Annotated in this window: 20 protein-coding genes and 1 pseudogene; 16 read left to right on the top strand and 5 right to left on the bottom strand. The window is 38.6% G+C overall.

The window, feature by feature from the left end; all coding sequences use genetic code 11:
• The first annotated feature begins 183 nt into the window (after positions 1–183).
• The 9 genes from ABC371_RS01550 (at position 184) to ABC371_RS01510 (ending at position 11,741) form a co-directional block, all read left to right on the top strand.
• The gene (locus ABC371_RS01550; RefSeq protein ID WP_412895255.1) at positions 184–1,635 is read left to right on the top strand and encodes a C39 family peptidase; all 1,452 of its coding nucleotides are present in this window, start codon (positions 184–186) and stop codon (positions 1,633–1,635) included.
• A gap of 394 nt (positions 1,636–2,029) precedes the next feature.
• Positions 2,030–2,884, top strand: a complete 855-nt coding sequence (locus ABC371_RS01545) for a malate synthase (RefSeq protein WP_412895254.1) — start codon at positions 2,030–2,032, stop codon at positions 2,882–2,884.
• 224 nt (positions 2,885–3,108) lie between these two features.
• A complete protein-coding gene (gene speG / locus ABC371_RS01540; protein ID WP_309535933.1) occupies positions 3,109–3,624 on the top strand; it encodes a spermidine N1-acetyltransferase in 516 nt (171 codons plus the stop codon).
• Positions 3,625–3,678: 54 nt separating this feature from the next.
• The gene (locus ABC371_RS01535; protein WP_412895253.1) at positions 3,679–4,437 is read left to right on the top strand and encodes a helix-turn-helix domain-containing protein; all 759 of its coding nucleotides are present in this window, start codon (positions 3,679–3,681) and stop codon (positions 4,435–4,437) included.
• A gap of 297 nt (positions 4,438–4,734) precedes the next feature.
• Complete coding sequence (locus tag ABC371_RS01530; protein ID WP_412895252.1) at positions 4,735–6,117, top strand: MFS transporter; 1,383 nt, start codon at positions 4,735–4,737, stop codon at positions 6,115–6,117.
• A gap of 68 nt (positions 6,118–6,185) precedes the next feature.
• Positions 6,186–7,031, top strand: a complete 846-nt coding sequence (locus tag ABC371_RS01525) for a creatininase family protein (RefSeq protein ID WP_412895251.1) — start codon at positions 6,186–6,188, stop codon at positions 7,029–7,031.
• A 510-nt stretch (positions 7,032–7,541) separates the two neighbouring features.
• The gene (locus tag ABC371_RS01520) at positions 7,542–9,965 is read left to right on the top strand and encodes a beta-glucosidase (RefSeq protein WP_412895250.1); all 2,424 of its coding nucleotides are present in this window, start codon (positions 7,542–7,544) and stop codon (positions 9,963–9,965) included.
• A gap of 252 nt (positions 9,966–10,217) precedes the next feature.
• The gene (locus ABC371_RS01515) at positions 10,218–10,787 is read left to right on the top strand and encodes an HAD-IA family hydrolase (RefSeq protein ID WP_412895249.1); all 570 of its coding nucleotides are present in this window, start codon (positions 10,218–10,220) and stop codon (positions 10,785–10,787) included.
• Between the two features lie 39 nt (positions 10,788–10,826).
• Entirely contained in the window at positions 10,827–11,741 is a 915-nt protein-coding gene (locus ABC371_RS01510) for a Gfo/Idh/MocA family protein (protein ID WP_412895248.1), read from the top strand.
• Positions 11,742–11,848: 107 nt separating this feature from the next.
• Here the strand turns inward: ABC371_RS01510 and ABC371_RS01505 are convergent, their stop codons facing one another.
• Positions 11,849–13,318 carry an amidase family protein gene (locus tag ABC371_RS01505; protein ID WP_412895247.1) on the bottom strand — a complete coding sequence of 490 codons (1,470 nt, stop codon included), beginning with the start codon at positions 13,316–13,318 and terminating at the stop codon, positions 11,849–11,851.
• 541 nt (positions 13,319–13,859) lie between these two features.
• Between ABC371_RS01505 and ABC371_RS01500 the strand changes: the two genes are divergently transcribed.
• Entirely contained in the window at positions 13,860–16,139 is a 2,280-nt protein-coding gene (locus tag ABC371_RS01500) for an ATP-binding cassette domain-containing protein (protein ID WP_412895246.1), read from the top strand.
• Positions 16,140–16,154: 15 nt separating this feature from the next.
• Positions 16,155–16,934 carry an aspartate dehydrogenase gene (gene nadX, locus ABC371_RS01495; RefSeq protein ID WP_412895245.1) on the top strand — a complete coding sequence of 260 codons (780 nt, stop codon included), beginning with the start codon at positions 16,155–16,157 and terminating at the stop codon, positions 16,932–16,934.
• A gap of 47 nt (positions 16,935–16,981) precedes the next feature.
• On the opposite strand, the gene ABC371_RS01490 is transcribed toward nadX, so the two are convergent.
• The 4 genes from ABC371_RS01490 to ABC371_RS01475 are packed head-to-tail and all read right to left on the bottom strand — an operon-like array spanning position 16,982 to position 21,088.
• On the bottom strand, positions 16,982–18,064 hold the full coding sequence (locus ABC371_RS01490; RefSeq protein ID WP_412895244.1) for a GerAB/ArcD/ProY family transporter: 1,083 nt from the start codon (positions 18,062–18,064) through the stop codon (positions 16,982–16,984).
• Between the two features lie 32 nt (positions 18,065–18,096).
• Positions 18,097–18,318, bottom strand: coding sequence for a hypothetical protein (locus tag ABC371_RS01485; protein ID WP_412895243.1), 222 nt, complete (start codon positions 18,316–18,318; stop codon positions 18,097–18,099).
• Positions 18,315–19,505, bottom strand: a complete 1,191-nt coding sequence (locus ABC371_RS01480; protein ID WP_412899244.1) for a Ger(x)C family spore germination protein — start codon at positions 19,503–19,505, stop codon at positions 18,315–18,317. The genes ABC371_RS01485 and ABC371_RS01480 overlap by 4 nt, the downstream gene beginning before the upstream one ends.
• Positions 19,506–19,510: 5 nt before the next feature.
• Complete coding sequence (locus ABC371_RS01475) at positions 19,511–21,088, bottom strand: spore germination protein (protein WP_412895242.1); 1,578 nt, start codon at positions 21,086–21,088, stop codon at positions 19,511–19,513.
• A gap of 328 nt (positions 21,089–21,416) precedes the next feature.
• On the opposite strand from ABC371_RS01475, the gene ABC371_RS01470 reads away from it, so the two are divergent.
• From ABC371_RS01470 to ABC371_RS01450, 5 genes and pseudogenes are all read left to right on the top strand, one after another.
• Positions 21,417–22,400, top strand: a complete 984-nt coding sequence (locus tag ABC371_RS01470; RefSeq protein ID WP_412895241.1) for a tRNA dihydrouridine synthase — start codon at positions 21,417–21,419, stop codon at positions 22,398–22,400.
• 758 nt (positions 22,401–23,158) lie between these two features.
• Entirely contained in the window at positions 23,159–24,316 is a 1,158-nt protein-coding gene (gene tnpB / locus ABC371_RS01465; protein ID WP_412895240.1) for an IS200/IS605 family element RNA-guided endonuclease TnpB, read from the top strand.
• Between the two features lie 162 nt (positions 24,317–24,478).
• On the top strand, positions 24,479–24,712 hold the full coding sequence (locus ABC371_RS01460; RefSeq protein ID WP_412895239.1) for a glutaredoxin family protein: 234 nt from the start codon (positions 24,479–24,481) through the stop codon (positions 24,710–24,712).
• Positions 24,713–25,539: 827 nt separating this feature from the next.
• Complete coding sequence (locus tag ABC371_RS01455) at positions 25,540–26,556, top strand: EAL domain-containing protein (protein WP_412895238.1); 1,017 nt, start codon at positions 25,540–25,542, stop codon at positions 26,554–26,556.
• Positions 26,546–26,935: pseudogene (locus ABC371_RS01450) on the top strand (PAS domain-containing protein); the annotation flags it as partial. The gene ABC371_RS01455 and the pseudogene ABC371_RS01450, both read left to right, overlap by 11 nt.
• Positions 26,936–26,949: the final 14 nt, after the last annotated feature.

Here is a 26,949-nt window from a genome sequence, read left to right as displayed (position 1 = left end):
TGAAGTCTTTACTAGTAAGTTTGTTAAGGAAATCAAAAATCCCGGTTATTCCACAAAAGGAATCCGGGATTTTATTTTTGTCAATTTCCAATAAACTCTGTATTTTTCGCCGTTTCTATGTTTATGTATAACTATCTTAAAATATTATTGTGTGCACTGAAATTTGTAGGGGGAAAATAATAGATGAATTTTAAACTACCAAAAAAACCAATTGTAACCGCAGCAACGATTATTATCTTTGTGTTCGTTATTTCTGGAGGAGTGTTTGCATACGACCATTACAATTATAAACAAAACATAGCTAAGGCTGAAGATCGTTTATCGGATTTACATAACGAATTAACTTTAATCAAAGATCAAGCAGACCTTCTTAAATCGGATACGCCTGGTTTTTTAAAAGCAGATTTAACACAAAAGGAAATTGATGAAGTAAAAAGTTCATTAAATACATTTAAAAATCCAAAATTTGACTTTGATATCAAGGAAAACAATCTATCGACTAAAATCGAGAAAATGAATACGGAGAAAGAGTCATTAATGATAGAGCTAGAAGAAATGAATCACAAATTTTCTATTCAAGAAAAAGTTAATTCTTTGTTTGGTGGAGAAGAAAAAGCAATGAATGGAGATACAGTTTCTCAAAACCTAGTCATTGCTGATGATTTAAATGCAGAAAAAGTAATAGAGATTAAAAACATGGTGGTTGTTGATGATGAAGCAGAGGATGTAAATGAATGGAAAACCACTATAAACAATTTAGTAAAAGAAGCAGAAACACAAATAAATCAAATTGAAACAGTAACAAAATCGTTAGAAATCTATAAAGATGGCAAAGTAGCAGAAGGAGTAACAAGAAAAGAGTATAATTCGATCAAATTAGAGGTAGAAAAGGTGAAGAATCAGAAAGCTAAAAACTATTTAACTGAAACGCTAGCAAAAATAGACCTTCACCTTAAAGAGCAGGAGGAGGCAGAAATAGCGAAAGCAAAAGCGGAAGCTGAGAAACAAAAAAGAGAAAAAGAGAGTATTACGGAGCAAAAATCCGATAAATCTTCAGCAAAGTCCAACAGCACTTCAACATCCAGCACTTCAAAAATAGTGGAGTTAAAAGTACCTTATCTAAATCAGTATCTAGCTAATGCTCCTATGGGGTGTGAAGCGGCTGCCCTATTGCAGGCATTACAGTACAAAGGATATGCCAAAAATTATACACTTGGAAGTTTCTTAGAAGAAATGCCCGTTGATCAAGAGGGAAATCCAAATAACGGATTCGGTGGAACACCTTATAAAGTAGTAAGTGGGGTTTATCAATCGATTTATCCGGCTCCATTAAGTAAATGGGGAAGTAAGTATGGTAGTGTTTCCAATATTACGGGGAGTTCAGTAGAGAATCTTAAAAAACAATTAGACAATGGAAATCCAGTGATTGTTTATGTAACCATGAATTGGGGTTCACCACAATATGGTCAATATTTTTGGGGAACAGGTATCGATAATGCGCACGTTATGACATTAAGTGGTTATAAGGACGGTTATTATCATGTGACAGACCCAGCAGCCGGAAAATACTGGGTAAAGGCAAGTGCATTTGAAGCCAGTTATAATTTAACCAAATATGCGGTTGTCGTTTATTGATATGAACGAATAATTTAGTAGAGATTACTAGATAGGTAAGTTTAGTGTGATCAGAGAATAATTCCATTAACACCGGTAATCAAGTGGTGAATTTATAGAGGCTTTTCAAAAGTTTCGTTACTTTTGGAGGCCTTTTTTTAGTTATCTTTTAATAGTTCAAGAGAATAAAATTTCATTTTACCTCACAATAAAATATGCTGTCAACAAGAAAATTGTGATATTTTTTAAAAAATGTTATAATAGTTGTACAATTATTAATTCAATCTCCTTTTTTAAAAAAACGAAGAAAAATTCAAACAGTCGTGTGAGTTTTAAAAGTAAGTAAGTTGAATAAAATGATCCATTTACTAACTAAAAGTAACGGGTTTTTTTATTCTACAAGGAGGACTAGAAAATGAATCTAATCAATAAGAAAGTTACACACAAGCGTTTTGGCATGGGTAGTATAGTGAATCATAATGATTCTAGTATTGAAGTACATTTTGATTCGGAAAATAAAAAGTTTGTTTTCCCTGATGTATTTGAAAAGCACCTAAAACTGCATGATAAAAATATTGCTAATTCACTTGAAAAAATGATACAAGAAAAGGAAGCGGAACGAAAGCAGGAAGAATGGAAGAAGGAAGAGGAAAAAAAGCTTTACCGAAAAAAATTGGAACTTCGCTTGGAACATGAAAAACTTATGAAAAATCATAAACTTCATCCCGAATCACAAATGGTTTTTTGGTGTGATCCAGAAGAACAGAATACTTCTTTCTTAGAGTGGAAGGTATTTTCAGGAGAAATCAAGAGTGGGAATAACAAGGGGAAGCCAAACAAACCCATCCGTTTGCACCAAAATAGCGCTGTTCTGTTAACATCAGTTGATCCTGGAATGCCTGAAAAAGACAGACGTATCTTAGGTGTTTATATGGTGGATGAAGGTTTTATCGGTAAGCTTTGTGAAGATGGAAATATTCCTGCTCATTCAGAATACAGACTCCAACTGACAGAACAGGAATCGGATCAGATGCTTTTCTGGGATTACTATGTAAATGAAAAGTTCCCCCACAAAATGACATGGAATACAGGTAAATACCGTTATTTTGATAATTCATGGATGGCTCAAATTTTGCTTGATATTATTTCGTTGAAAAGTGACCCAAAGGAACGAGAGCTTGCACAACAATTTTTTGAACATTTTTGTAAAATGAATCAGATAATCGAGCAAGAGTTACCAAAGCCTAATGGCGCATTAAAGCGTATTTAGACGATATCCCAAAGATAATAAGCACTAACATGCGAACTATGTCTGTTTTTTTTATGTGGTAGCGTGTTTGGTGTTGGTATAATCAAAGCAGTTGTTATAGACAATCTCTATACCTACTGCTTTTTTGTAGTTGCTTTTTTTTAGAAAAAGTGGACAAAAAGCAGGAGAAAAGGAAAAACTTTATTTTAAGAAGGGTTTACGCAGGATTCGGAGGATGAAAAGGAATGAACGATGTAAAATTAAGGCCATTAGAACGAGTTGACTTAGGATTTGTCCACAAATTAAATATTAATGCAAACATCATGTCTTATTGGTTTGAGGAGCCATATGAGTCATTTGTTGAATTACAGGACTTGTATGATAAACATATTCATGATCAGGGTGAAAGAAGATTTATTGTCCAAAAAGGCGATGAAATGGTGGGATTGGTTGAATTAGTAGAGATTGATTATATTCACCGTAGGGCAGAATTCCAAATTATTATTGATCCGAATCATCAAGGAAATGGATATGCGAAGTCTGCAACATATCTCGCAATGGATTATGCGTTTTCTGTATTAAATATGTACAAATTATATTTAATCGTGGATAAAACAAATGAAAAAGCCATTCATATATATAAAACGTTAGGTTTTCAGTTTGAAGGAGAACTAATCGATGAGTTTTTTGTTGACGGTGAATATCATAATGCAATAAGAATGTGTATGTTTCAACATCAACATTTTAATAGGGGTTCTTGAGATTATTAATTATGATTCAAGCAACTACCCCATTTGAAGTGAGGTGATGGGAAAATGAACATGGAAGGTCAGGAAGTTCAAATAAAAAGTGATGTAATGAAAAATAATACAAAGCATGAATTAATCGAATCAGCACACAAAATTCGGGAAGAATTATTACAATCCATTCGAAAAGCAGATCAGAAATTTGTTGCCCAATATATAAGTGTAATGAATGAGTTTCTAAGAGGAGACACAGACACTTTAGATATTATTAAAAGAGTTCCTAGGAATGAATTACGTGCATTAAAAAACATATTACTATCGCATAATACGCTTTACAGTTATTCAGCGGAGAAAGGTGGCTTAAGTGCATGGCAATGTCATTACCTTTCTGAAAAATACGCGATTATGGTTGAGAATGGCAAATCAATATCGGAATTGGAAGAAATACATAAGAGAATGTTAGAGGAGTACTCAGATCCTTCTATTCGCTTAATAACACTTGAAAAAGCAACAATTGCTGAAAAAGTTGAGCATTTTATTATGATGAACTTTTCAGAGGACATATCTATTGAGGAAATATCACGTAAGTTACATGTTCATCCTTCCCACCTAATGCGCACTTTCAAAAAAGAAAAAGGAATGACAATCAGTCATTTTCGAAATTTGATAAGGATTCAGGAAGCAAAGGATCTATTAACTAATTCTAATCTTTCTTTAATAGAAATCAGCTTTATTGTAGGTTTTAAAAATCAACAATACTTTTCCCGTGTTTTTAAAGAGGAAGTAGGCGTAACCCCAAAGGAATATAAACGAAATAATAGTAAGTAGAGCTTTTAATCAACTTGATAAGGTTTGATTAAAAGCTTTTTTATATTATGCAATTTTAGTGCAAAATGAAGCTATTTTATTGAAAAAGTAGTTCGGTATTTTGCGCTAAAATTATATTAGATGAAAATGAAACGCTTTCAAAATTTAAGGAAAGAGGCTGATAAAAGAAAGTAAATAAATATTTACGTTATTAGTTAGTATAGTAAACAAATATAATGAAATGTATCAACTCTTTGGAAGTTTAGTTAATTTGAATTTAATTCAAAATCTATTTTATTTACAATTGGGGGTTTCAACATGGAAAAGAAACAGGTTAGAAAATTTGGTTTCCGTGATCAATTTGGATACATGTTAGGGGATGTTGGTGGAGGATTTGCAAACCTTTACATTGGAGCGTTTTTCCTTTTATTCAGCACCTCCGTACTTGGAGTAAGTCCATATTTCATGGGAACATTGTTTTTAGTTGCAAGGATATTTGATGCAGTAACAGATGTTTTGATGGGAAGTATTCCAGATAGATGGAGATTAGGTAAGAGTGGAGATAAATTTTTACCATATATTAATATTTCTAAGTGGTTACTTGCAGCATCCATCTTAATTACATTTGCTGATGTCTCAAGTTGGTCATCAACAGCTACTCATGTATGGGTTGTATTTGTTTATCTATTCTATGGAATCGCATACACAGCTGATTCAATTCCTTATGGTTCATTAGCAGCTGTTATTACAGATGATCCAATTGAACGTACGAAATTATCACGTGCTCGTTCTATTGGTGGAATGGTAGTTGGAATTGGATTTTTATCTTTTGTCCCTATGTTTATCTATGATAAATCTGGGAATCTAGTACCTGAGATGTTTTTCTACATTTCGATCGTATTCAGTATTCTTTCTGTGCTAGCATATACAGGACTTGTTAAACTAACAACAGAACGTATTCGTGATGATAGACCAGTAGGAACAAAACCTGATTATAAATTTTCAGAAGCTTTGAAAGCTGCTTTTAAGAATCGCCAGTTATTAGGAATGATGGTAGCAAGCGTTGGTTCATTAATTATGATTAATGGTGTTCAGCAATTAGCTGCAATTGTGTTCTCAGAATACTACAACAAGCCAAGTGCATTTGCGATTAACTCATTCTTACAAATGGGAGTTACACTGGTATTGTTCATTTTTGTCCCAACACTAGTTAAAAAGTTTGGTAAACGTAATATGGTCATTAGTACTGCAAGCTTTAGTTTAATAGCTTCTACACTGTTAACCATTTTTATCATTGAGAACGTTTACGTTTATATAGTAGCTTATAATATCGCAACAATCGCAAATATGGTTTTTGTTATGATTGTATGGGCACTTGTTACAGATTGTTTAGATTTTACAGAACTTCAAACGGGTAAACGCTATGACGGAACACTTTATTCCATTTATTCTTTCTCACGTAAAGTGGGTATGGGTGTTGGTTCTGCACTTGGTAGTTATGCTTTAGGTTGGGTAGGATTTGTGTCTGGACAAACTTCTCAAAGCCAAGAAGTGGCAGAGGGTGTTTTACGTATGTATAATGGATTACCAATTTTATCTTTTCTCTTAATGATTATCGGGATTGCGTTGATTTTTAACTTGAATAGCACGAAGGCTCAAGAAATGTATACGACTTTAAAAGAAAGAAGAGCACAAAACTAATTAAATATGACAATGAAGTTGATCTTGATAACTTATTTATATAACTAAGTAAAAGGGGATGCTATTCGATGAGAACTCGGTTCCTATCTAAATGCACAAATGCGGAAGTTGAAGAATACCTACAACAGAATGATCTGATTTTTGTACCTGTGGGTGTAACAGAAACACATGGAGCATTGCCGCTTGATACTGAAACGGTTATTGCTGAAGCGCTGGCGTTAAAAATGGCAGAGGCAACAAACGGTCTCGTTCTTCACAACCTTCCATATTTTTTCGCTGGTGGAACAGCGATGGCTCGTGGAACAGTTAATATTAGCGTCAAAGAAGGTATGAGATATTTAGAAACAATAGCTAAGTCACTCTTAAAACAAGGTTTTCGAAGACAGGTATATGTAACATGTCATGGCCCTGCTTATCTAACCGTAAGTGGAATGATTCGTGACTTCTTTGATGAAACAAAAGTACCCATTCTTTATATCGACATGGTGAAAGCAACTGATAGTGTTAAAGATTTAAGCTTTTCATTTATGGAGAAATTCAATGATATTAGTATTGGAGCTTACAAAATCCTTGGTAGATTGGAAGACGTTCCGATGAATGTTCCTGAATCTAACTCAGTGACATATGATGTACAAAGTATGATAAACGGCATGAGTAAAAACCCAGGCAATGCACTTGGAAAATATGCATTGCAGTCAGGGGCAATTGGTTCATACTTTGATAAAGCTTCTGATCATCTACCAACACCTCTTATTACATCTGAAAATCATCGTGAAGAATTAGCTCAATCAGGTGTTCTTGCAATTGAAGAATTTATTGAGAAATTAGATATGCCAACCATTGTGGAGCTATTACGAAAAACAGATGAGTATACACAAAACGACAGTCTACCAAAATATGGTGAATGGTTATGATCTTGGAAAAAACGAGAATACATTTTCTCGTTTTTTTAGTGGATAAAAATATGAGTATTTTGTATCCAACTGCAGCTTAATTTTATTTCTTCTTAGAGTTCCTATTTTAGTTATCGGTAAACACTGCTATATCAATATGTCTGCGACCACCACTCAAGCCAAGTTGAATCGATCTCAAAGGTAGAAATTGTAACACCAAAATTATAAAACCCTGAATTCGCACAAAAATTTTCTGTGAATTCGGGGTTTTATTTTTTCTTAATTGCGTGTTTTTTTACGGTTCTTTAATTAACGTTCATTAGACTACTAGACAATAGTTAGAAAGGGAGCTTTAAGAGGTTAAACGAATGATTTCAATAACTTATAGACAACATAAAGAGCAAGGGAGAGATTGAGTTGTTAAACGAATGATTTCAATACTAGACAACATAGAGAGTAAAGGAGAGATTAAGATGTAAACGAATGATTTCAAAACTAATCTACTACATAGAAAATAAGGGAGATATTAAAATGATAAGACGAACTATGTCAATTTTTTTTGCAGCAATGATCTTCATGTCTATGTTAGAAATTCCTGTTAATGCGGAGAACGTTGGGACCAAGCCCTGGATGAACACCAAGCTATCTGCAAAGGAGCGAACCGAGCTGCTTCTCAATGCGATGACGTTGGAACAGAAGATTCAGCAAATCGCCATCTCGCGCTTCAATGAGAACAACACCGGTGAGCCGGTCGTTATAAAAAGGGGAGGTAAAAACAAGTACATGAACGGCGTATTCCCGCCTGAGGGTACCCTGCCCGGGTGTGAGTGGCAGGACACCGGAAGGCAAATTCATGGAATCGAGGAACTGGGTATCCCCACAGTCCGCATGACAAACGGTGGTACGGGTGTGAAGGGCGGATCATGTGGCAATGACCCAGTGGCGACAGGCCTGCCGTCCACCGAGTCTATGGCCGCCACCTTCAACCGTGGGCTGAACTATGAGGCAGGCCGAATCCTCGGTGAGGAGACACGTGCCTTCGCGCACCAAGTGATGCTTGGACCAGGCATGAACCTCGTGCGACACCCGTACGGTGGCCGGAACTATGAGTACTTCAGTGAGGATCCGTATCTGACGGGTACGCTGGCGACCGAGCAGGTCAAGGGCATCCAAAAACAAGGAGTCCAAGCCCAACTCAAGCACCTAGCTGGCAACGAGCAGGAAACCGAGCGATGGACGATGGGTGTTCAGGTTCCCTCAAAGGCGATGAATGAGTTATACATGCTGCCATTTGAGATGACTGTCAAGAATGCTAACCCAGCCTCTGTAATGTGCTCGTTCCCTGATGTCAACGGCACCTATGCCTGTGACAGTTCTGAATTGCTCCAAGATGCCTTAAGGAGGAACTGGGGCTTCAATGGTTGGGTTATGAGTGACCGTCGCGCGATTCACGACACGGTTGCTGCCATCAAGGCGGGGACGGATGTCGAGCTCGACTGGGCTCCGCAGTACTACACTCAAGAGAATATCAAGAAGGCCATCGACTCGGGTCAGGTGACCGAGGCTGACATTGACAATCTACTTCGTCCGCGGTATATCAAGATGATTGAGTACGGCCAAATGGATAAGCCCTTCAATAAGTTCATGCCAGAGATTGTCGATCTGAATGTCAACGGCGCTAGCGCACGGAAGATGGCAGAGGAAGGTTCCGTACTATTGAAAAACAATCGCGGCTTCCTGCCACTGAACGGAAAGCCGAAGTCAATCGCGTTGATTGGCGTCGAGTGGTTCGCTGGTATTGCCAAAATGTCCCCGCGCTCCGTTCGGGACAACAACGAGAACGTTGTGACCTCTTATACGGTCACACCAAAACAGGGTCTAGAAAATGTCATCAAGGAGCGGGGTTACAACACCAAGGTGACTTACAACGATGGTCGTGACCCAGAGGCAGCTGCAAAATTGGCCGCCGAGTCTGACGTCGTGCTTCTCATGATTGGCGACAACCCGCATGAGACCAAGGACCGTGAGACACTCGGCTTCCCGCGTATCGACCTCGATAAGAACCCGGATCGAGTGGACTGGGTGGAGCAGGAGCCGATGATTGACGCGGTTCTGAAAGCTAATGCAAAGAACACGGTTGTAGTCCTGAAAACTTCTGGTACGGTGCTCATGCCGTGGCTGGATAAGGTCCCTGCAGTTCTCGAAGCTTGGTACCCAGGTATGGAGGATGGCAATGCTGTCGCCAATCTGCTCTACGGTAAGGTCAATCCGTCCGGCAAGTTGCCTATGACGTTCGGTGCCACTGAGCGTGAGGCCGCCTTCGCGACCGAGAAGCAGTACCCTGGAACCCGCCAGGACACTGGCAAGCCAGGAGGACCTGGTCCGTACGGTAACGGTTCCGACCAGTTAATTGCCCAGTATACAGAGGGCCTGGAGATGGGCTACCGCTGGTACGAGGCCAACAACGTGAAGCCAGTCTTTCCATTCGGGTATGGCCTGTCGTACACGACCTTTAAGTATGGCGACCTTAAGGTGATGAGGATCCGCGGCAGCAAAGGCTCGTTGTCTGGTATTGACGTATCCTTCACTGTTACAAATACCGGTAAAGTTGCCGGCAAAGAAGCGGCACAGGTCTATCTGACCCTACCGAAGGAGGCGGGGCAGCCGTCCAAACGACTCGTCAACTTCGAGAAGGTTGATCTTAAGCCTGGTGAGAGCAAGCGAGTGACTCTACGGATTAACTTGGCTGACTCTAACCACCCGTTCTCCTATTTCATTCCGAAAGAACCGGACAATCTGGCGAATTGGGCTGATGGCGAGTGGGCTACCGCTGACGGAAAATACCGCGTGCATGTCGGTGGTTCCTCGGCAGATACGCCACTGGAGAAGGATGTACCCTTAAATTTCAAACTCGGTAAGGCAGGTAAAAAGGGTAAGGGAAAATCCCGTGAGTAGGCCCATTGTTATGGGGTGACGTCTGTTAGTGGTTGTTATGTATTACGAAGATAGAGAGCCCGCAGGCTCGGCAAATCAAGCCGAGTCCAGCGGGCTTTCTGCTTTTCTAGACGACAGAGGTTTAATACCATATTTCAGGTCGCTTTGACTTTATATCACCATTTGGACAGCCGCATTAATCATAAAAACTTTATTTTCAGCAGTATCATTTCTATAATGAGAGGTATTATGGAATAGAGAAGAGGGATTTACATGAATATTCTATGGGATTTTGACGGAACATTGTTTAATACGTATCCAGCCCTTGTCAAAGGATTTATCCATTTAAGTGGCAAGGATTTGGAGCCAAACGAAGTTCTGAAGTGGCTCAAGGTCAACTCGAAAGTAGCCTTTCAGCATTATGGAATTGAGGAAAGTCAGCGTAAGGAATACATCAAACTATATAATCAGTATTCCTTTAACAGCCAGCCATTTGAGCATTTAGAAGAGGTTTTACAGGTGGCTGATGACAATTTTATCGTCACGCATCGTGATAAGGAGTCCACTTTGTTACTTCTGGAAAAATTTAAGTTATTGCATTACTTTAAGGTAATTGTGTCAGTCGAGGAAGAAGGCTTTACCCGAAAACCACATGCAGCATCATATCAACATGTGATCAAGGACTATCCAATTGATTTGGTGATTGGCGACCGTGAGTTAGATTTAATACCAGCTAGAGAATTAGGTATCAAGACCGTTGCCTTTGAAAATCCGGATATTGAGGCGGACTTTCACCTAGACACCTATGCTGATTTCAGTACGAAAGTCTTACCTTTTTTATAAAAATAGCGGAAGATTGAATAGAAAAGTGGGGGATATATAATGATGAAAATTGGGGTTATTGGACTTGGAGACATTGCACAAAAAGCCTACCTACCAGTTTATAGTGGATTAAAAGAGATAGAGTTTCACTTTTACACAAGAAACCAAGAAAAGTTACGAACAATTGCTACCCAGTATCGGTTTGAACATATTCACTCCGACCTCGAATCTTTGGTTGATAGTGGTATTACGGGTGCATTCGTCCATTCGTCAACATCCTCGCATGAAGAGATAGTTGAATGGCTTCTCCATCGCGGAATTAATGTGTTTGTGGACAAGCCCATTACGGACAATTATGAAGGTGCCAAAAGGCTTGTTGAACTAGCGGAGGACCGAGGTCTTATTCTGATGGCGGGATTTAACCGTAGATTTGCCCCTTCATATGTAAGTTTGAGGGAAGTTGCACAGCCAAATATGGTGGTTATCCAGAAGAACCGCAATAATCTTCCTGGAGAGCCTAGGACATTTATTTTTGATGATTATATCCATGTTGTGGATACGATGAGGTATTTGTTTCCTCACCCGATTAAGGATATCATCGTGAACGGACGTATGGAAAATGGCGCCTTATACCATGTTGTGATTCAATTTATTTCACAAGCTGGCACGGCGATCGGCATCATGAATAGGGATAATGGAACAACTGAGGAAATGGCTCAAGTTATGGGTCCGTTGGAGAAGCGGACGGTCACAAACGTATCGAACTTAGTCATTTCGAAAGGGATGGAAAATAGTGAGGTTCGGAGCAGTGATTGGGAACCAACTTTGGTTAAAAGAGGGTTTGAGCAAATGGTGAAAGATTTTATTCAGGCCGTTAGAACAAATTCAGAACCTTCAATCTCAGCATGGGATGCACTCGAAACCCATGAAATTTGCGAAGAGATTCTATCGAAACTAGTGGAAAAGAAGGAATAGTGCACATGAGGTTGAGTGATTACTTGGAATACACAAGAAATCCCACGGCGATAATAGCTGTGGGAAATTTCTACATAGACTAAAGAAATAGGTTTTATAATAAACTACTATCTTGGTTCAATAGGTGTTTCGATTTGTGCATGGGCTTCAATTACCTCAGCTGCATCAAATAAAGTATCTTCTCGGAAACGCCTTCCTAATAGCTGAACGCCAACTGGTAGACCATTTACAACAGCAGTTGGAACCGAGATAGCTGGAAATCCGAGCACTGGGATTGCCATCATAGACCATTGTGCATCCATACAGCGCCTCATGCTTTCAACACTTTGTATATCAGCATCTTGTTCAAAAGCCTGTTCAGAAGAGACAGGCATGAGCAGCAGTGGATATTTTTGCAAAAACTCTTGAAGTTGAACAATTAATGTTCCTCGACGAGCGTAGCCCTTAATATAATCGGATAGTCCAGGTTCTTCTCCCCACCATTCTTTTGCGTTAGCAAAATAATTAAAAGCTGCCTTTTTCATTCCTTCGTCTCCATACTGCTCTACAAGTGAGATATTAGTTCTGAAATCCTCCAGCACTAACAAATACCAAAGTCTATATGCCTCAGCAAATAGAGGAAGGTTTACTTCTTCGACAACATAACCAGCTTCCGTCAACTGATTAGCTGCATCAGTCAAAGCCTGATTGACAGCTGATGATGGAGTGGAAACACCTACATCACGTAAAAGACCAACTCGAATTGGCTTTTGAAGAGGTTCTCCCAATAATGGAACCGAAGAATGGAGTGGATCACGTGGATCAAATTCACTCATGCTTGTAAGGGCAAGACGAAGATCTGCAACGCTTCGTGCAAGAGGTCCATCTGTTGCCATTAATTGGGTAGAAGGTGCCTGATCGCCACTTGGAGGACCAGACCAGCCAGGTATTCTTCCCATTGTAGGACGGATTCCAGTAATTCCACAGGCATATGCTGGATGACGAACAGAACCGCCAATATCATTTCCATGCCCAATTGGCATCATTCCAGATGCGATAGCTGTAGCTGCCCCTCCGCTTGAACCACCAGGTGTACGTGACTTATCCCAAGGGTTTAGGGTTCTTCCATGTAAATCATTATTTGTAAACCATCGAAAACTAAATGCAGGCGTATTGCTGCGGCCAACAATCACAGCACCCGCCTTTCGTAAGTTCGCTACTGGGGGACTGTCTTTTTCTGCGATATTATCTTTAAAAGCGACAACACCGTCTGTTGTAACATGACCAGCTTGGTCTACATTAATTTTTGTCGAAACAGGCACACCGTGTAAAGGTCCAAGTGGTTCTCCTTTTTTTACAGCAAGATCTGCCTGGTCAGCTGCAGCAAGTGCCTCTTCCGTATGTACTTCTACTAGGGCATTAAGTACTGGATTTACTTCCTCAATCCTGTCCAAACAGCTTTCTACAGCCTCACGGGAAGAAATAAGTCTTGTTCGAATTCCATGGGCTAAATCTGTTGCAGACCAGCGCCATAATTCGGCTTTACCTTTATTGTGTAATACAGTAGATTCATGAGCTTGTAATGATGATTGTTCCATACTATATCCCCGCCCATCCAATAATTTATATATTTTTAATAAAATAAAATTTTAATGCCATAATGTAATAAAAATTAATTAGGTTCTTGTAGAATAGGGGTAATCCTAGGGTTGTTCACCAGTGAGGGGTGCTAATGTCCATTATTCCATTCCGCATTAGGAATTACGTCTTTTGTATTTATTTCCAAAATCATAGACCATCTTTTTGTAACTATCAATCTAAAAACGTAGAGTGTTATTGGATGTTAAGATCCCTCCTTTATGTAAATTTGGAATCGTAAGTAAAGTTTTAAATATTGATATCACAACCATTCTGAGTATTATTAAAATTCATTATATTGCAAATTAGGAAATAAATAAAGCGATTTCATTAATGTTTTTTCGACAAGCGTTATAAAATCGTAATGGATAAATCAAACGAGTTACTTGGTTTTTGCTCAAGAGCTCTTTTTCTTTTCTAACATTGGCTTATGTAGAGATTTATAGGGTAAGCTAGATTATATCTATGAAACTAAAAATAAAATCCAGAAAGGAGGACAAAATGTCAAAAGTAAAAGATGAAATCATTTTAAGAGGGCTTAAAGAACATAATTTAAAAAATATCGATTTAAATATACCGAAAGAAAAAATCATCGTATTTACCGGCCTTTCAGGATCAGGTAAGAGTTCGGTTGTATTTGATACATTGGCAACTGAAAGTAGAAGACAAATGACGTTGAATTATCCTCTTTATGTCAGAAATCAAATGCCAAGGTACGAAAGACCCCACGCTGATCTTATGCAAAACTTAAGCCCAGTTGTTGTAGTGGAACAACGACAGATAGGAGGCAATTCCCGTTCGACTGTTGGTACCTATATGGATATAGATCCATTACTTAGACTATTGTTCTCGAGAATTGGAAAGCCCTCAATCGGTTCTGCCACCGATTTTTCGAGTCAAAGTTCTTTTGGTAGATGTCCAGAATGTGGTGGGTTTGGGGAGGTCATTGCACCAGACTTAAATAAGATGGTCGATTTCGATAAGTCACTTCGGGATTATGCGGTAAAATTTAAGCCATTATCTCCTTCAGGTTGGCAAGGGAGATGGATGATGACGGGTGGATTATTCGATCCAGATAAACCAATCAAGGACTACTCGGAAGAAAAACGCCGCTTGCTCTTATATGGTCCCACGGAAGGTGAAAAAGTCTATGCGCCGTTTCATACAAAAAATGGACCTCAGGATCATGAGTGGGATGGGCTATTGCCTCGATTTACGCGCCTTTATATCAATAGAGACATCTCAAAGCTGAAAGAAGTATCCCAAGATGACGTTTTAGCAGTGTCAACACATTCTTTATGCCCAACCTGCCAAGGCTCAGGTCTAAATCCAATGGTCTTAGAATGTAGAATAAATGGATTGAATATCGCGGAATATGATCAATTAGAGCTTCCGGAATTACTTAAGGAACTTAAAAATATGAAAGAGCCGATGGGGGAATCGATAGCACAACAAGCAATCCCGCATGTAAAACAACTAGTTGACATGGGACTCGGATATTTAAGTCTATCAAGAAAAATGGGCACCCTGTCCAGTGGGGAAGCTCAAAGGGTAAAGATTGCTCGTCATTTAGGGAGCAGCCTAAATAACATTACATACATTTTTGACGAACCAAGTGCCGGACTTCATCCAGAAGAAGCAGATTTGTTGATCCAGATGCTAACTAGGTTAAAAGACCAACATAATACTGTAATCGTAATTGAACATAATCTATCAGTCATAAAAATAGCAGATCAAATCATAGAAATGGGACCGGGGGCAGGAGTAAATGGTGGCGAAGTTGTCTATCAAGGTAAATTAGAAGATCTCAAAAACTCTCCAACTGCAACCGCTCTAACCCACAAGGTAAAAATAAATAAAAATCCAAGGGAAATAAAAAGTTATTTTCCACTAAATAAAGCAAGTATCAATAACTTAAAAAATATTAGCTTACAGATTCCTAAAAATGTCTTAGTCTCTATATGTGGAGTTTCAGGTTCAGGTAAAAGCTCCTTAATGTTGGAAGCGTTCGCGAACAAGTATCCTGAAACGATCAAGGTAGGACAAGGCAGCATAGGAATTTCTAACCGTTCGACCTTAGCTACATATATGGGGATAATGGACGATATTCGTGCGGTATTTTCAAAAGAAACAGGGCAACCAGCGGGTTTGTTTAGCTTTAACTCCTTAGGAGCATGCCCTATCTGCAAAGGAAAAGGAGTCATAAAGCCTGACGTAGCATTTGCAGATCCGGTGACAATCCCCTGTGAAACATGTGGCGGTACGAGATATTCAGAGGAAGCGCTTATCTATCGCTATCAAGATAAAAATATAGTAGAAATTTTAGATTTAACAATCGACGAAGCTATCCATTATTTTAAACTACAAAAGATCATAAAAAGAGTGCATACGCTAAAAGAAGTAGGATTAGGGTATTTAACTTTAGGGCAAACGACAAGTTCGCTAAGTGGAGGAGAAATCCAACGTCTAAAACTCGCAAGCCACCTGCAAAAGGAAGGTCAAATCTACCTGTTAGACGAGCCATCCTTAGGACTACACACAGAAGATAATGAAAAGCTCTTAGACGTATTTCAAAATCTCGTAAACAGAGGTAATTCTGTTATCATCATCGAACACAATCTAAACTTTATAGCTGCAAGCGACTGGGTAATAGAATTAGGTCCATCAGGGGGAAAACAAGGCGGACAAGTTATATTTGAAGGCACACCAGAAGAGATGTTACATGCAGACACATTAACAGCGAAATGGGTAAAGGATGGAGTTATCACATATATAAATTAAAATGGGGAGGTAACTATGAATATCGGTGTAATTGGTGCGGGAGCAATTGCTACTTTTTTATTGAAAGAAGTTAATCAAAATCAACATGAAAATCTACGGATTAAAAATATTTTGGTGAGGAATAAGGAAAAGTATGAGGGGTTGGAGTCAAATTTTGGTGTGAAGTTGTTTACTGACCTCCAAGCCTTTCTTGATTCGGAAATTGATATTGTGGTGGAGGCAGCGAATATACATGCAGTGAAAACCTTGTTGCCATCGGTTATTAAGAAAAAGGATGTGGTGTTAATAAGTGTAGGCGCTCTTGCAGATGAAGCCCTGTTGACAGAACTAAGTAATCTTGTAAAAGAATATAAGAATGTAGTTCACCTGCCGTCTGGTGCAATCGGCGGTTTGGACTTATTGCAAAATGCACACGCCCTTGGCACGGTTTCAAGCGTTTCACTGACAACTCGGAAGCCTGCCAGATCGCTCATGGATGATGACATCAACGAAGCAAAGGTTGTATTTGAGGGGAAAGCGATTGATGCCATTAAGCAATTTCCGAAAAACATGAATGTCTCCATTGTCCTGTCGTTGGCAGGGGTAGGAATAGAGAAGACGCGTGTGTGTCTAGTGGCCGATCCACATATTGAAAAAAATATTCATCAAGTGGAGATCAAGGGAGATTTTGGGGAAGCAACATTTTCGATTACGAATAATCCACTTCCAGATAATCCAAAGACAAGCTATTTAGCAGCAATGAGTATCCTTGGGACATTAAATAGAATGAATGAAAAACTAAGAATCAGTGGATAACTTAGAGCGAGCCTTAAAGGTTCGCTCTTTTTTCACTATGTTAAAAGTTATCTCTTAGCACGTATGACAGCAACACCTAAGAGTAGAATTGGAATAAGTAACTGAACCGTTAAGAAATAAAAGGGCACAGTTGTCCCCATTCCTCGTATCATTTCCTCAAACGAGGGAATTGACCAGATTGAAAAGATAATAATTAAAAAACCAATTGGTAATATAAACGGTTTATAACTAGGCAGTGTTAACCACTGTGATGTACCAAGCACGAGCATATAAAAAAAGGCAGAAAGTTGTACAAATCCACCAAGAGCCCAAAAGGCGATGACGATTGCTTCAATATGTTCAAAAAAAGAACCAATACTTATATATCTTGCAGCCTCAAATACAGGGAAATATAGGTTAGAAAGAATTTCTCCAAATAATAAAAGATTCCCTAGATTAATAAATACCATAGTTAAGACACTGGCAATGACAGAAAACATTCCCCATTTCAAAACCTTTTGTTGATTCGTTAATAAAGGAATCAGGAATGACATTAATGAAAATTGACTTAACCAGGCATGTGGTGCAATGGAACCTTTAATGGAGGGCATAACCCCATCTTGCATGATTGGGAACATATTTTTTACATTTAAATCAGGGATTAGAAAGAAATAAATCAGAATATAAAGAGCTAACACAATCGGCATAAAGATAGTAGCACATCTTCCAATCGTTTCAATGCCCCCGTGGACAGCAATCGCGCAAGAAAGGGCAATACTACCAGTAACAAAAATGATTGGCGTTTTATGCAAAAAAGCACTTTCAATAAACTCACCATATTCCCTAAATGCGATAGCAGTATCGTGTAATAAAAAAAATAAGTAAATGAACGCGATGATTTTGCCTAGGGTGCGACCAAGAATAAGTTCACAATATTCGATTAGTGTTTTCCCTGGATAAAGCTTAGAAAGCTTTACAATAATCATGACAATGAGAAAGCCACTCAAAGAACCCCATATGGGGGATAACCACAAATCACGCTTTGCATGCTGTGCTGTGATATATGGAATGTAAAGTATAGACGTGGCTACAATTGTTGCATACATAATGAGGGATAACTCTAAATAGGAAATTCTACCTTTTTCAATCATGTTTGTTCATTCCTTTTCTAAAAGGAGTCTAATTACCAAAAGGGTTCAAATGACTTAAAGATGAAATCGATTAATTGCCCAGGTCCCGGCATTTCTGGAAAGTTAACAAGCAAAATCGCAAGAATCCAGTTAAGCAGCATCAACGAAAAAAAGACCATTCTTCCTTTTCTTCCACTTTTCTTTAACTTGGGCCATTGGTATAAAAAAATAAGCACCAATATAACGGTTACCCCTAATACCCCTCCAATCCTCATTGTTCAACACCCCTTTGACTTTGTCCGGTTGCCAAACCGTTTCTTTCGATCTTTACCTTCGTTTCAAAAGAAACGACCACTTCTGGGAAAATTTCATTCCATTCGTCTTTCTTTTGCTTCCATATTTGTGGATATTCTCTCTGAAATTCATCAGCGAAGCCGAAAATATCAGCATTTAACTTTTCCTGAACTTCCGAGAAAGCTAAACGTTCTCTTTGTTCAATCTCATCTCTAACCTTTTGCTCAGCTTTTTTTATGACCTTGGGATTGAATAATTTTACTTTTGTCGTATTTTGTATAACCTCAAGATCTACGTTTGTTTTGATGTGCATACTCCATCTTCCATTCTTTATGGAAGGGATCAACTCCGTATGGCTTCTTATTAAATGTAAGGAGATGTGGCCATCTTCGTCTTCAAAAGCAATCGTAATCACACCTGATTTAATCTCATTTCTCGGCCAAAGAATCCCCCTTGTTTCTTTATCATCTAATCTACCTACCATTTTTCCTTCCTTAAAAATGGCTACTCCATTAATGATTGGGATTTCTTTTTTCTTTGAATCCATTAGTGATGGTGGAAGTTCTTCGACCCATGGAAGTACGGCTGGAGCTGATTCACCTGATAGCATCTGCGATAAATCCTTTACTGTTACTTTTACACCTATATGTGTTTGTACGATTTTACGTAGTTGTTTTGCGGCGTCTCTTTCCAATTCAGGTATGGCCCCCAAGACAGTCTTTGCCCTTCCTTTTGAAACAAAAACATCGGCACGTATGCGAGGTTCCGAGTGCCGCAACCAAAAGTCAATTTGATCACTTATCCCTGCCTTTGCTAATTTTTCACCAATAATGAGCACCTCATTTTGCCCCCAAAAAACCTGCCTTGTCAGTTCTTCCTGGAGTCGTGCCATCGCATCAGCAATGGTTTCTCCTTCAGCTGACCTAACAAATGACTGATTGCTGCTGGAACCGCTGGACATCCCGGATTGTTGTCCGCCTTGTGATCCTTGAGGGATATATATTTGGGCCGATAATTCGATATTGTTGTTTTCGCCCTTATCTATCCCAGCTGCCAAAATGAGAGCTAAATCATTCACCTCCGTGCGGTCCCAACATCCTGTTAGGAAAATCGAGTTCAAGGTAAGCAGAAGTATTAAAGTCATAGCCTTCTTAATAGGTCTGTTCATACAACTCAACTTTCGTCTCCACCTTTGCTTGGACCGGGCTTTAGATTACTGGACTGACGCTCTAGGTTACCTGCATCCTTTGAAAAAAACTCAGGTCGTGTATCCATGGCCCACCACGGGGCTCGAATTAGGACATCCTTTAAATTTTGAATCTTAAGCGGCGCTGTCGAATTGAAATATGGTACACCAAAGGACTTTAGGGTACACATATGTGCGACAATTGCGGTAATACCGAGCATGACCCCTAATAAACCAAACATTCCGGCAAGAATCATGATGGGAAAGCGCAGGATCCGAATCGATATGCCGGTCGCATATCTTGGCATTAAAAACGATGCCACACCTGTAATGGCAACTACCATGACCATCGGTGATGAAACCAGTCCTGACGCCGTCGCCGCTTGACCAATGACCAGGGCTCCAACAATACTAACAGCAGCGCCAACCTGTTTTGGTAATCTTACACCAGCTTCCCTTAGTGCCTCAAAAGTGACTTCCATGATAAATGCCTCGATTAATGCCGGAAAAGGGATTTGTTCGCGGCTTTGAGCAATGGTTAATAGCAGTGTGGTTGGAAGCATTTCCTGATGAAACGTTAAGATCGCCACATATGCTGATGGTGCGAGCAAAGCGATAAAAAAGAATAAATATCGCAGCCAACGGATCAAGGTACTGATGTAGAACGGATTATAGTAATCTTCAGGTGCCTGCATCAGACTTGCAAACGTACAAGGAGCAATTAATGTAATAGGGGTGCCGTCAATCAAGATAACAACACGCCCTTCCAACAGGCAGGCACCTGCTACATCCGGCCGTTCCGTTGTTAAAACTTGTGGGAAAGGAGAATACGGGTAATCTGCAATCATTTCCTCAATATATCCACTTTCTAATATGCCATCAATCTTGATTCGCTTTAGCCTGCTTGTCACATCATCAACTAAAGTACTGTCCGCAATTCCTTCGATATAAGCAACGACGACTTGTGTATCTGTGTAACGGCCAATATCCAATTGTTTCATTTTTAATAATGGATGACGAATTTTTCTACGTAAAAGGGAGGTGTTTACTCTTAATGTTTCAATAAAACCTTCTCTAGGTCCGCGTATGACTGATTCTGCCTCTGGTTCCATAATACTGCGTTTTTCCCACTTCGGAAGTCCAATGGAAATTCCCTTTGTTTCTTTTTCAATTAAAATAATCGAGTTACCCATTGAAATTTGTTTAAAAATATCATTAATCGAGTAAATGTCCTTAAGGTCGGAAACCGATATTTCCTTTTTTGATTCTTCAAATATGGCACCTTGTTCATGGTTTTTCATCTTAATAAGTGGCATAAGCACATGCTGATCGACCTCTTCAGTATTAGAAAGACCGTCTATGTAAAGAAGAACCGCATTAATGCTACTACCGATACTAAATTCACGAAATACTACATCAGAGCAATCTTTATATACTGTTTTTAGTACTTCTATATTTTGATTTAACTCTGAATGTAGAGGAATTTCCGGTAATGTATCTATCGATTCATTCAGTTTTATATTTCGAAAAGGGTCTTTTTTTTCCCATAATCCCAACAACTTCATTAATTGGTTCTCCTTGGTAGGTTTTAAGTGTATTATTTGCACAATCTGTAAAGGTTATGCCAATGTTCCAATTTTTGGATTCATAGAAGTTTGGAGAACTTTTTCGTGCAAATCCTCAAAGAATTCCCTCGAAAGTTAGTAATTGTTTTCCATGAACAACCTTTGAAACAAGAATATGCGGATCTTCTCTGTGACATCCAAAACGTACATTTGATAAAAAGTACCTAAGCATGGTATAAGTGTAAAAGAAGCAGAAACATTTTTGCTTTTTAATTTTGGGACAAGAGTTGAACCTAGTATCCCATTATGAAAGGAATTGTATTTGAACATGACAGATAATTTTTGGCGTGAATTACCACGGCCATTTTTTATACTAGCACCAATGGAAGATGTGACAGATGTTGTTTTTCGCCATGTTGTGAGTGAAGCAGCAAGACCGGATGTGTTTTTCACAGAGTTTACAAACACGGTGAGTTATTGTCACCCAGAGGGAAACCAAAGTGTGCGTGGCCGATTGACTTTTACAGAAGATGAGCAGCCCATTGTGGCTCATATATGGGGAGATAAGCCCGAGTACTTCCGTGAAATGAGTATTGGAATGGCGGAGCTTGGCTTTCGTGGAATAGATATCAATATGGGCTGCCCTGTCCATAATGTGGCATCGAAAGGAAAGGGAGCTGGTCTGATTCTCCGTTCGGAAGTTGCAGCAGAGTTAATCCAAGCAGCTAAAGCAGGAGGATTACCTGTAAGTGTAAAGACAAGGCTTGGTTACACGGATGTAGACGAATGGCGCGACTGGCTAACACATGTTTTGGAACAAGACATTGCGAATCTTTCTATTCATCTCCGTACAAGAAAGGAAATGAGTAAAGTAGATGCGCATTGGGAACTGATTCCGGAGATTAAGAAACTTCGTGATCAAGTGGCACCAGATACCCTTTTAACGATCAATGGGGATATTCCTGACCGTCAAAAGGGCCTGGAGCTAGCTACTCAATATGGCGTTGATGGGGTTATGATAGGGCGTGGTATATTTAAAAATCCATTTGCCTTTGAAAAAGAGCCAAGAGAACATAGTAGTCAGGAATTGCTCGATCTCTTAAGATTGCACCTTGACCTCCATGATAAATATTCAAAAATAGAGCCACGTTCATTCAAACCTCTACATCGCTTTTTCAAAATCTATGTCAAAGGATTTCGAGGGGCAAGTGAATTAAGAGTTCAATTGATGAGCACAGAATCAACTGATGAAGTTCGTGCATTGCTCGATAACTTTGAATTGGAAAAATGTGATGGGACTTTAGAACAGTAGATGTACCTTCAAAAAGTTATCGCTTATAGTAAGTAGTAAATTGGCGGGTGTGAACGGTATTGAACCGAATTCATTCCCGCCGATTTTTGTTTGAACTTCACCCTTCTAAAATTATATTTACGGTTGGGTGGTATACCGTTGATGCCGTTTGCGGTATATCAACTATCGTTTAGGTGTTGGGTGATATACCGATAAGGCCATTTGCGGTATATCATTTATCGTTTAGGTGTTGGTTGGTATACCGATAAAGCCGTTTGCGATATATCAACTATCGTTTAGGTGTTGGGGGATATACCGATAAAGCCATTTGCGATATATCATTTATCGTTATACGGTTGGGTGATATACCGGTGATGCCGTTCTGTGGGATAGACTCAACATTTAAATTGCAAACATACCCATAAGGGTATATAATGAGCGTAAGAAGACAAATAGAATTACTTTCAATAAAAGGTAACAAAAGAAGGGAGGCTTTAACGTGTCTGATAACCTCAATCAAAAAAGGGATTGCGCCACAACCGGTTCCTGAGGAATTAGTCGACCTAACGTTTCTGAAGAAGGAAAACCGGTAAGAAAACCGATTCCCATATGACCAGGGACATTAGTCTGGCTCCTGGGAGGAGCCATTTACCTTATTTATTTAGTAATTCGAGAACACACTTGACTTTAGTCATAAGATGAATTGAACCTTTTTTGTTTTCATAACCGTACATACGTTCTATAATAAGAGTAACTATTTTCCAAAGGAGGTGTACATTTTGAATCGACATAAAGCCTATAAATTTCGCATCTATCCAACGAATGAACAAGCAGTTTTAATCAATAAAACCATTGGTTGTACTCGTTTCGTGTTTAATCATTTCTTAGGGAAGCAAAAAGAAAAAGATGCTTATTGGTATATAGTTGAACTGATGGTTCAAAATGGTCAACTTCCCACTAACAACTGGAAAGGCTCATTTTTTAATAAAAATGAGTCGATTAAAGCTGTCAAAGAATTAAAACAGCATTACTCCTTCTTAAAAGAAGTAGACAGCATTGCCTTGCAGAAATCCGTTGAAAATCTCAATGATGCTTATACTCGTTATTACAAGAAACAGAATGGCTCACCACGTTTTAAAAGCAAAAAGAACCCTGTGCAATCCTATACAACAAAATATACGAATGGAAATATTGCGATTGTCGGCAATAAAGTAAAATTGCCAAAATTGGGTTTGGTTCGTTTTGCCAAATCAAGAGACGTGGAAGGTAAAATTCTGAATGCTACGATTAGACGCAACTCTTTGGACAAATACTTTGTATCCATCGTTGCAGAAGTGAACATTAAACACCTTCCAAAAACCCAAAAGGAAGTCGGTATTGATCTTGGGTTGAAGGATTTCGCTGTGTTTTCTCATAAAGAAAAAATTGAAAATCGCCATTTCCTACGGAACATGGAACAAAAATTAATCAAGGAACAACGTACCCTTTCTCGTAGAATAGAGGGTTCTTCGAAGTGGCAACAACAAAAGGTCAAAGTCGCTCGACTTCATGAGAAAATCTCCAATCGAAGAAAGGATTACTTGCACAATACTTCTACACAATTGGTCAAAAACCACGACCTGATTGTTATAGAAGATTTGCAAGTAGCCAATATGCTAAAAAACCACAAATTAGCCAAAGCCATTAGCGATGTCTCATGGGCTGAATTTCGCACGATGTTGAAATACAAATGCAACTGGTATGGGAAGCAACTTGTTGTAGTTCCTAAGAACTTTCCAAGCAGTCAGTTATGTTCTTGCTGTGGCTATCAACATAAAGAAGTGAAAAATCTTCAAGTACGTCAGTGGGTATGTCCATCTTGTCATGCACAACATGACCGAGACCACAATGCAAGTATCAATCTACTTGCCGAAGGGAAATGTCTCTTAACAGCATAAACACTATAGAACCGTAGGGACTACGGGGATAGCCTACTCACCTTGCTCCATAAGGAGTAATAGCGTAGGAATCCTATGACTTTAGTCATGGGAGGTTCAAAAAGCATTCAGCTAAAGTAAACCTTAAGTTTCAAAAATACGATTAAAAAGGAGAATCTATTTATGAACCATATTACCGTCTATACAACAAACACATGCCCTTATTGTGGGATGATGAAAAACTTTTTAAATGAAAATGGACTGCCTTTTAAAGAGGTAAACGTACAGAAAGATCCGGTTGCTGCAAATCGTTTAGTTAAAACGACAGGACAGATGGGAGTTCCCCAAACTGAAATTAATGGCCAATGGGTATTAGGATTTGATCCCGAAAAAGTTATGCAATTGGTAAAGCAATAATTTAGTTTGTAGTGTTATAAACAATATCGGATTGCAAACTCTATCCTTATAAGGAGAAGGAGGTGAATTCATGCTTCAAATTACGCATGCTGCTATATCAGTGATTAAAGATGAAGTGAAGGATGTTCTTGAAGAAGGTAAAAAGCCATTTATTCGCTTAGAAATGGGAATTGGCTGAGGGGGACCACAGCTTCGTCTGACTCTGGAAGAGTCGGCTTTAGATAGTGATGAAATCACTGAACAGGATGGAATTCAATTTTTAGTAAACGAAAGAGATAAAGTGTATTTCGAGAATACAAAACTTGATTACGTCAAAGCATTATTTGGCGGTGGACAATTTAAGGTCCTCCGAGTGTAGGGACTTTGAAAGTCACACTTTTGGTTAATATATAAGCCCAAATGAGTTATGAATATAAGCCAGACCCCAGTTAAGTGTGTGCAATGGGGCTGGTTTTTTGCATTTCTGTGAAATAATTAAGTATCCAGACCGATGAATAGACGGAAAAATTTCTCCTAATCCGTAAAAAGCACTGAAAAAAGCCTAATTAGACGGAGAGATTACGCTTATCACTCTAAAAATTTGAAAAATAAGTACTTTTGCATTGGTTTACCGGAAATCCTCCTCTTAATTAAGCCAATTTGAACTCCATTCGGAATTCACCCGGAAATCCTCCGCCTATCATTTTCAGCAGTTCCTCATTAACGGCAATACAACTCACCAAGTGTATGTTGCTACCTGTTTGTACAATGTTTGTATAATATACCACAATAAACATTGTACAATCCGATGAAATAGTTATATTATTATTACTAAGGGGGGGATCCATTTGATCAATTGCAGGAATTGCTTTCCAACGAGTATTTGCTATGAAATAGTAATTGATGGTGAGAGGAATCAAGTTTATATTCCTGATATCATTAAGCAACTAAAGAGAAATAACATGCTCATTCATGAGGAAAAGACTTCTTTCTTGATTAAAGAGGAAGGAATCGTAGAGTTATATGAATTTTTTACAGATCATTTAGATACAAGTTCAATACGTTTTCGAGTGGATAAAGAAAAATGGAGACCTATTCATGAAGTCGAAGAGTTAATTCAATCGCAATGGATAGATAAGGTTATACGTGAACAGCTAGTTACTTGTTATTATCAACCTATAGTTGATGTAGAAGGAAAAGTATATGGATATGAAGCTTTATCTAGGTTTTTTGATGAAGTAGGGAACCTCATACCACCATTAGAAGCATATAAAGCTGCAAAACTTAGAAATAGAATGTATTCATTAGACCGGGTTTGCCGTATGAATGCCGTACGACAATCTAGCCTTTTAAATAAGAAGGTGTTTATTAATTTTGTGCCGACTTCCATCTATTCACCAGAACACTGTCTAAGATCTACCGTCCAACTTGCACACCAACTTGGTATTCAACCGTCCAACTTTGTATTTGAAGTAGTTGAAACAGAGCAAGTCGAGGATTTAGAGCATCTGAAAAGAATATTGTTGTACTACAAAGAAAAAGGGTTTAAATATGCTTTGGACGATGTTGGGGAAGGATTTAGTTCAGTTGAAGTCCTTAGGGAACTAACACCTAATTATATGAAGTTGGATATGCGGTATGTACAGGGGGTTTCAAAGGATACAGATAAACAGGAAGCGGCCAAACACTTTTTAAAAGCAGCCATTCAAGTCGGTGCCATACCGCTTGCTGAAGGGATCGAAGAAAAGGACGATTTTCAATGGTTAAGGAATATTGGATATCAGTTATTCCAAGGATATCTATTTGGAAGGCCGACTCCTCATATAAATAACGACATACATAAGGTGGAGAACAATGGAAAATAACATAAATATAAAAAATAGTACACAGGTTTTAAACAGTGATGCTGTTTTGTCTGCGTTAGAAACCAGTTTAGCAATGATTGAATTCAATCTAAATAAGGAAGTAATTTGGGTAAATGATAACTTTGCCAATACCTTAGGCTATACAGTTGATGAAATGATTAGTATGTCACATAAGCAATTTTGTACAGATGAATTCGTCTATAGTAGAGGCTATCAAGAATTATGGGAAAACCTTCATAAAGGATTTAAGTTTCAAGAGAAAATTCAAAGGGTAGGTAAAAGGGGAGACCTTTTATGGCTTGAAGCAACCTATATACCTATTTTTAATGAAGAAAAGAAAGTAGAGGGTGTATTAAAAATTGCTACGGATATTACAGAACGAGAAAACAGAAC

Source organism: Bacillus jepli (assembly GCF_047238305.1).
Lineage (GTDB): Bacteria > Bacillota > Bacilli > Bacillales > Bacillaceae_L > Ferdinandcohnia.
The sequence above is the reverse complement of the archived record's forward strand: the minus strand, read 5'-3'. Positions and strand labels throughout refer to the sequence as shown.

Coding starts and splice junctions, on each gene's coding strand:
- ABC371_RS01485 (WP_412895243.1), bottom strand. CDS start 18,318: ATGAGGATTGGAGGGGTATTAGGGGTAACCGTTATATTGGTGCTTATT.
- ABC371_RS01500 (WP_412895246.1), top strand. CDS start 13,860: ATGTCAAAAGTAAAAGATGAAATCATTTTAAGAGGGCTTAAAGAACAT.
- ABC371_RS01505 (WP_412895247.1), bottom strand. CDS start 13,318: ATGGAACAATCATCATTACAAGCTCATGAATCTACTGTATTACACAAT.
- ABC371_RS01475 (WP_412895242.1), bottom strand. CDS start 21,088: ATGAAGTTGTTGGGATTATGGGAAAAAAAAGACCCTTTTCGAAATATA.
- ABC371_RS01460 (WP_412895239.1), top strand. CDS start 24,479: ATGAACCATATTACCGTCTATACAACAAACACATGCCCTTATTGTGGG.
- ABC371_RS01510 (WP_412895248.1), top strand. CDS start 10,827: ATGATGAAAATTGGGGTTATTGGACTTGGAGACATTGCACAAAAAGCC.
- ABC371_RS01525 (WP_412895251.1), top strand. CDS start 6,186: ATGAGAACTCGGTTCCTATCTAAATGCACAAATGCGGAAGTTGAAGAA.
- speG (WP_309535933.1), top strand. CDS start 3,109: ATGAACGATGTAAAATTAAGGCCATTAGAACGAGTTGACTTAGGATTT.
- ABC371_RS01490 (WP_412895244.1), bottom strand. CDS start 18,064: ATGATTGAAAAAGGTAGAATTTCCTATTTAGAGTTATCCCTCATTATG.
- ABC371_RS01515 (WP_412895249.1), top strand. CDS start 10,218: ATGAATATTCTATGGGATTTTGACGGAACATTGTTTAATACGTATCCA.
- ABC371_RS01545 (WP_412895254.1), top strand. CDS start 2,030: ATGAATCTAATCAATAAGAAAGTTACACACAAGCGTTTTGGCATGGGT.
- nadX (WP_412895245.1), top strand. CDS start 16,155: ATGAATATCGGTGTAATTGGTGCGGGAGCAATTGCTACTTTTTTATTG.
- ABC371_RS01535 (WP_412895253.1), top strand. CDS start 3,679: ATGAACATGGAAGGTCAGGAAGTTCAAATAAAAAGTGATGTAATGAAA.
- ABC371_RS01470 (WP_412895241.1), top strand. CDS start 21,417: ATGACAGATAATTTTTGGCGTGAATTACCACGGCCATTTTTTATACTA.
- ABC371_RS01530 (WP_412895252.1), top strand. CDS start 4,735: ATGGAAAAGAAACAGGTTAGAAAATTTGGTTTCCGTGATCAATTTGGA.
- ABC371_RS01520 (WP_412895250.1), top strand. CDS start 7,542: ATGATAAGACGAACTATGTCAATTTTTTTTGCAGCAATGATCTTCATG.
- ABC371_RS01480 (WP_412899244.1), bottom strand. CDS start 19,505: ATGAACAGACCTATTAAGAAGGCTATGACTTTAATACTTCTGCTTACC.
- ABC371_RS01550 (WP_412895255.1), top strand. CDS start 184: ATGAATTTTAAACTACCAAAAAAACCAATTGTAACCGCAGCAACGATT.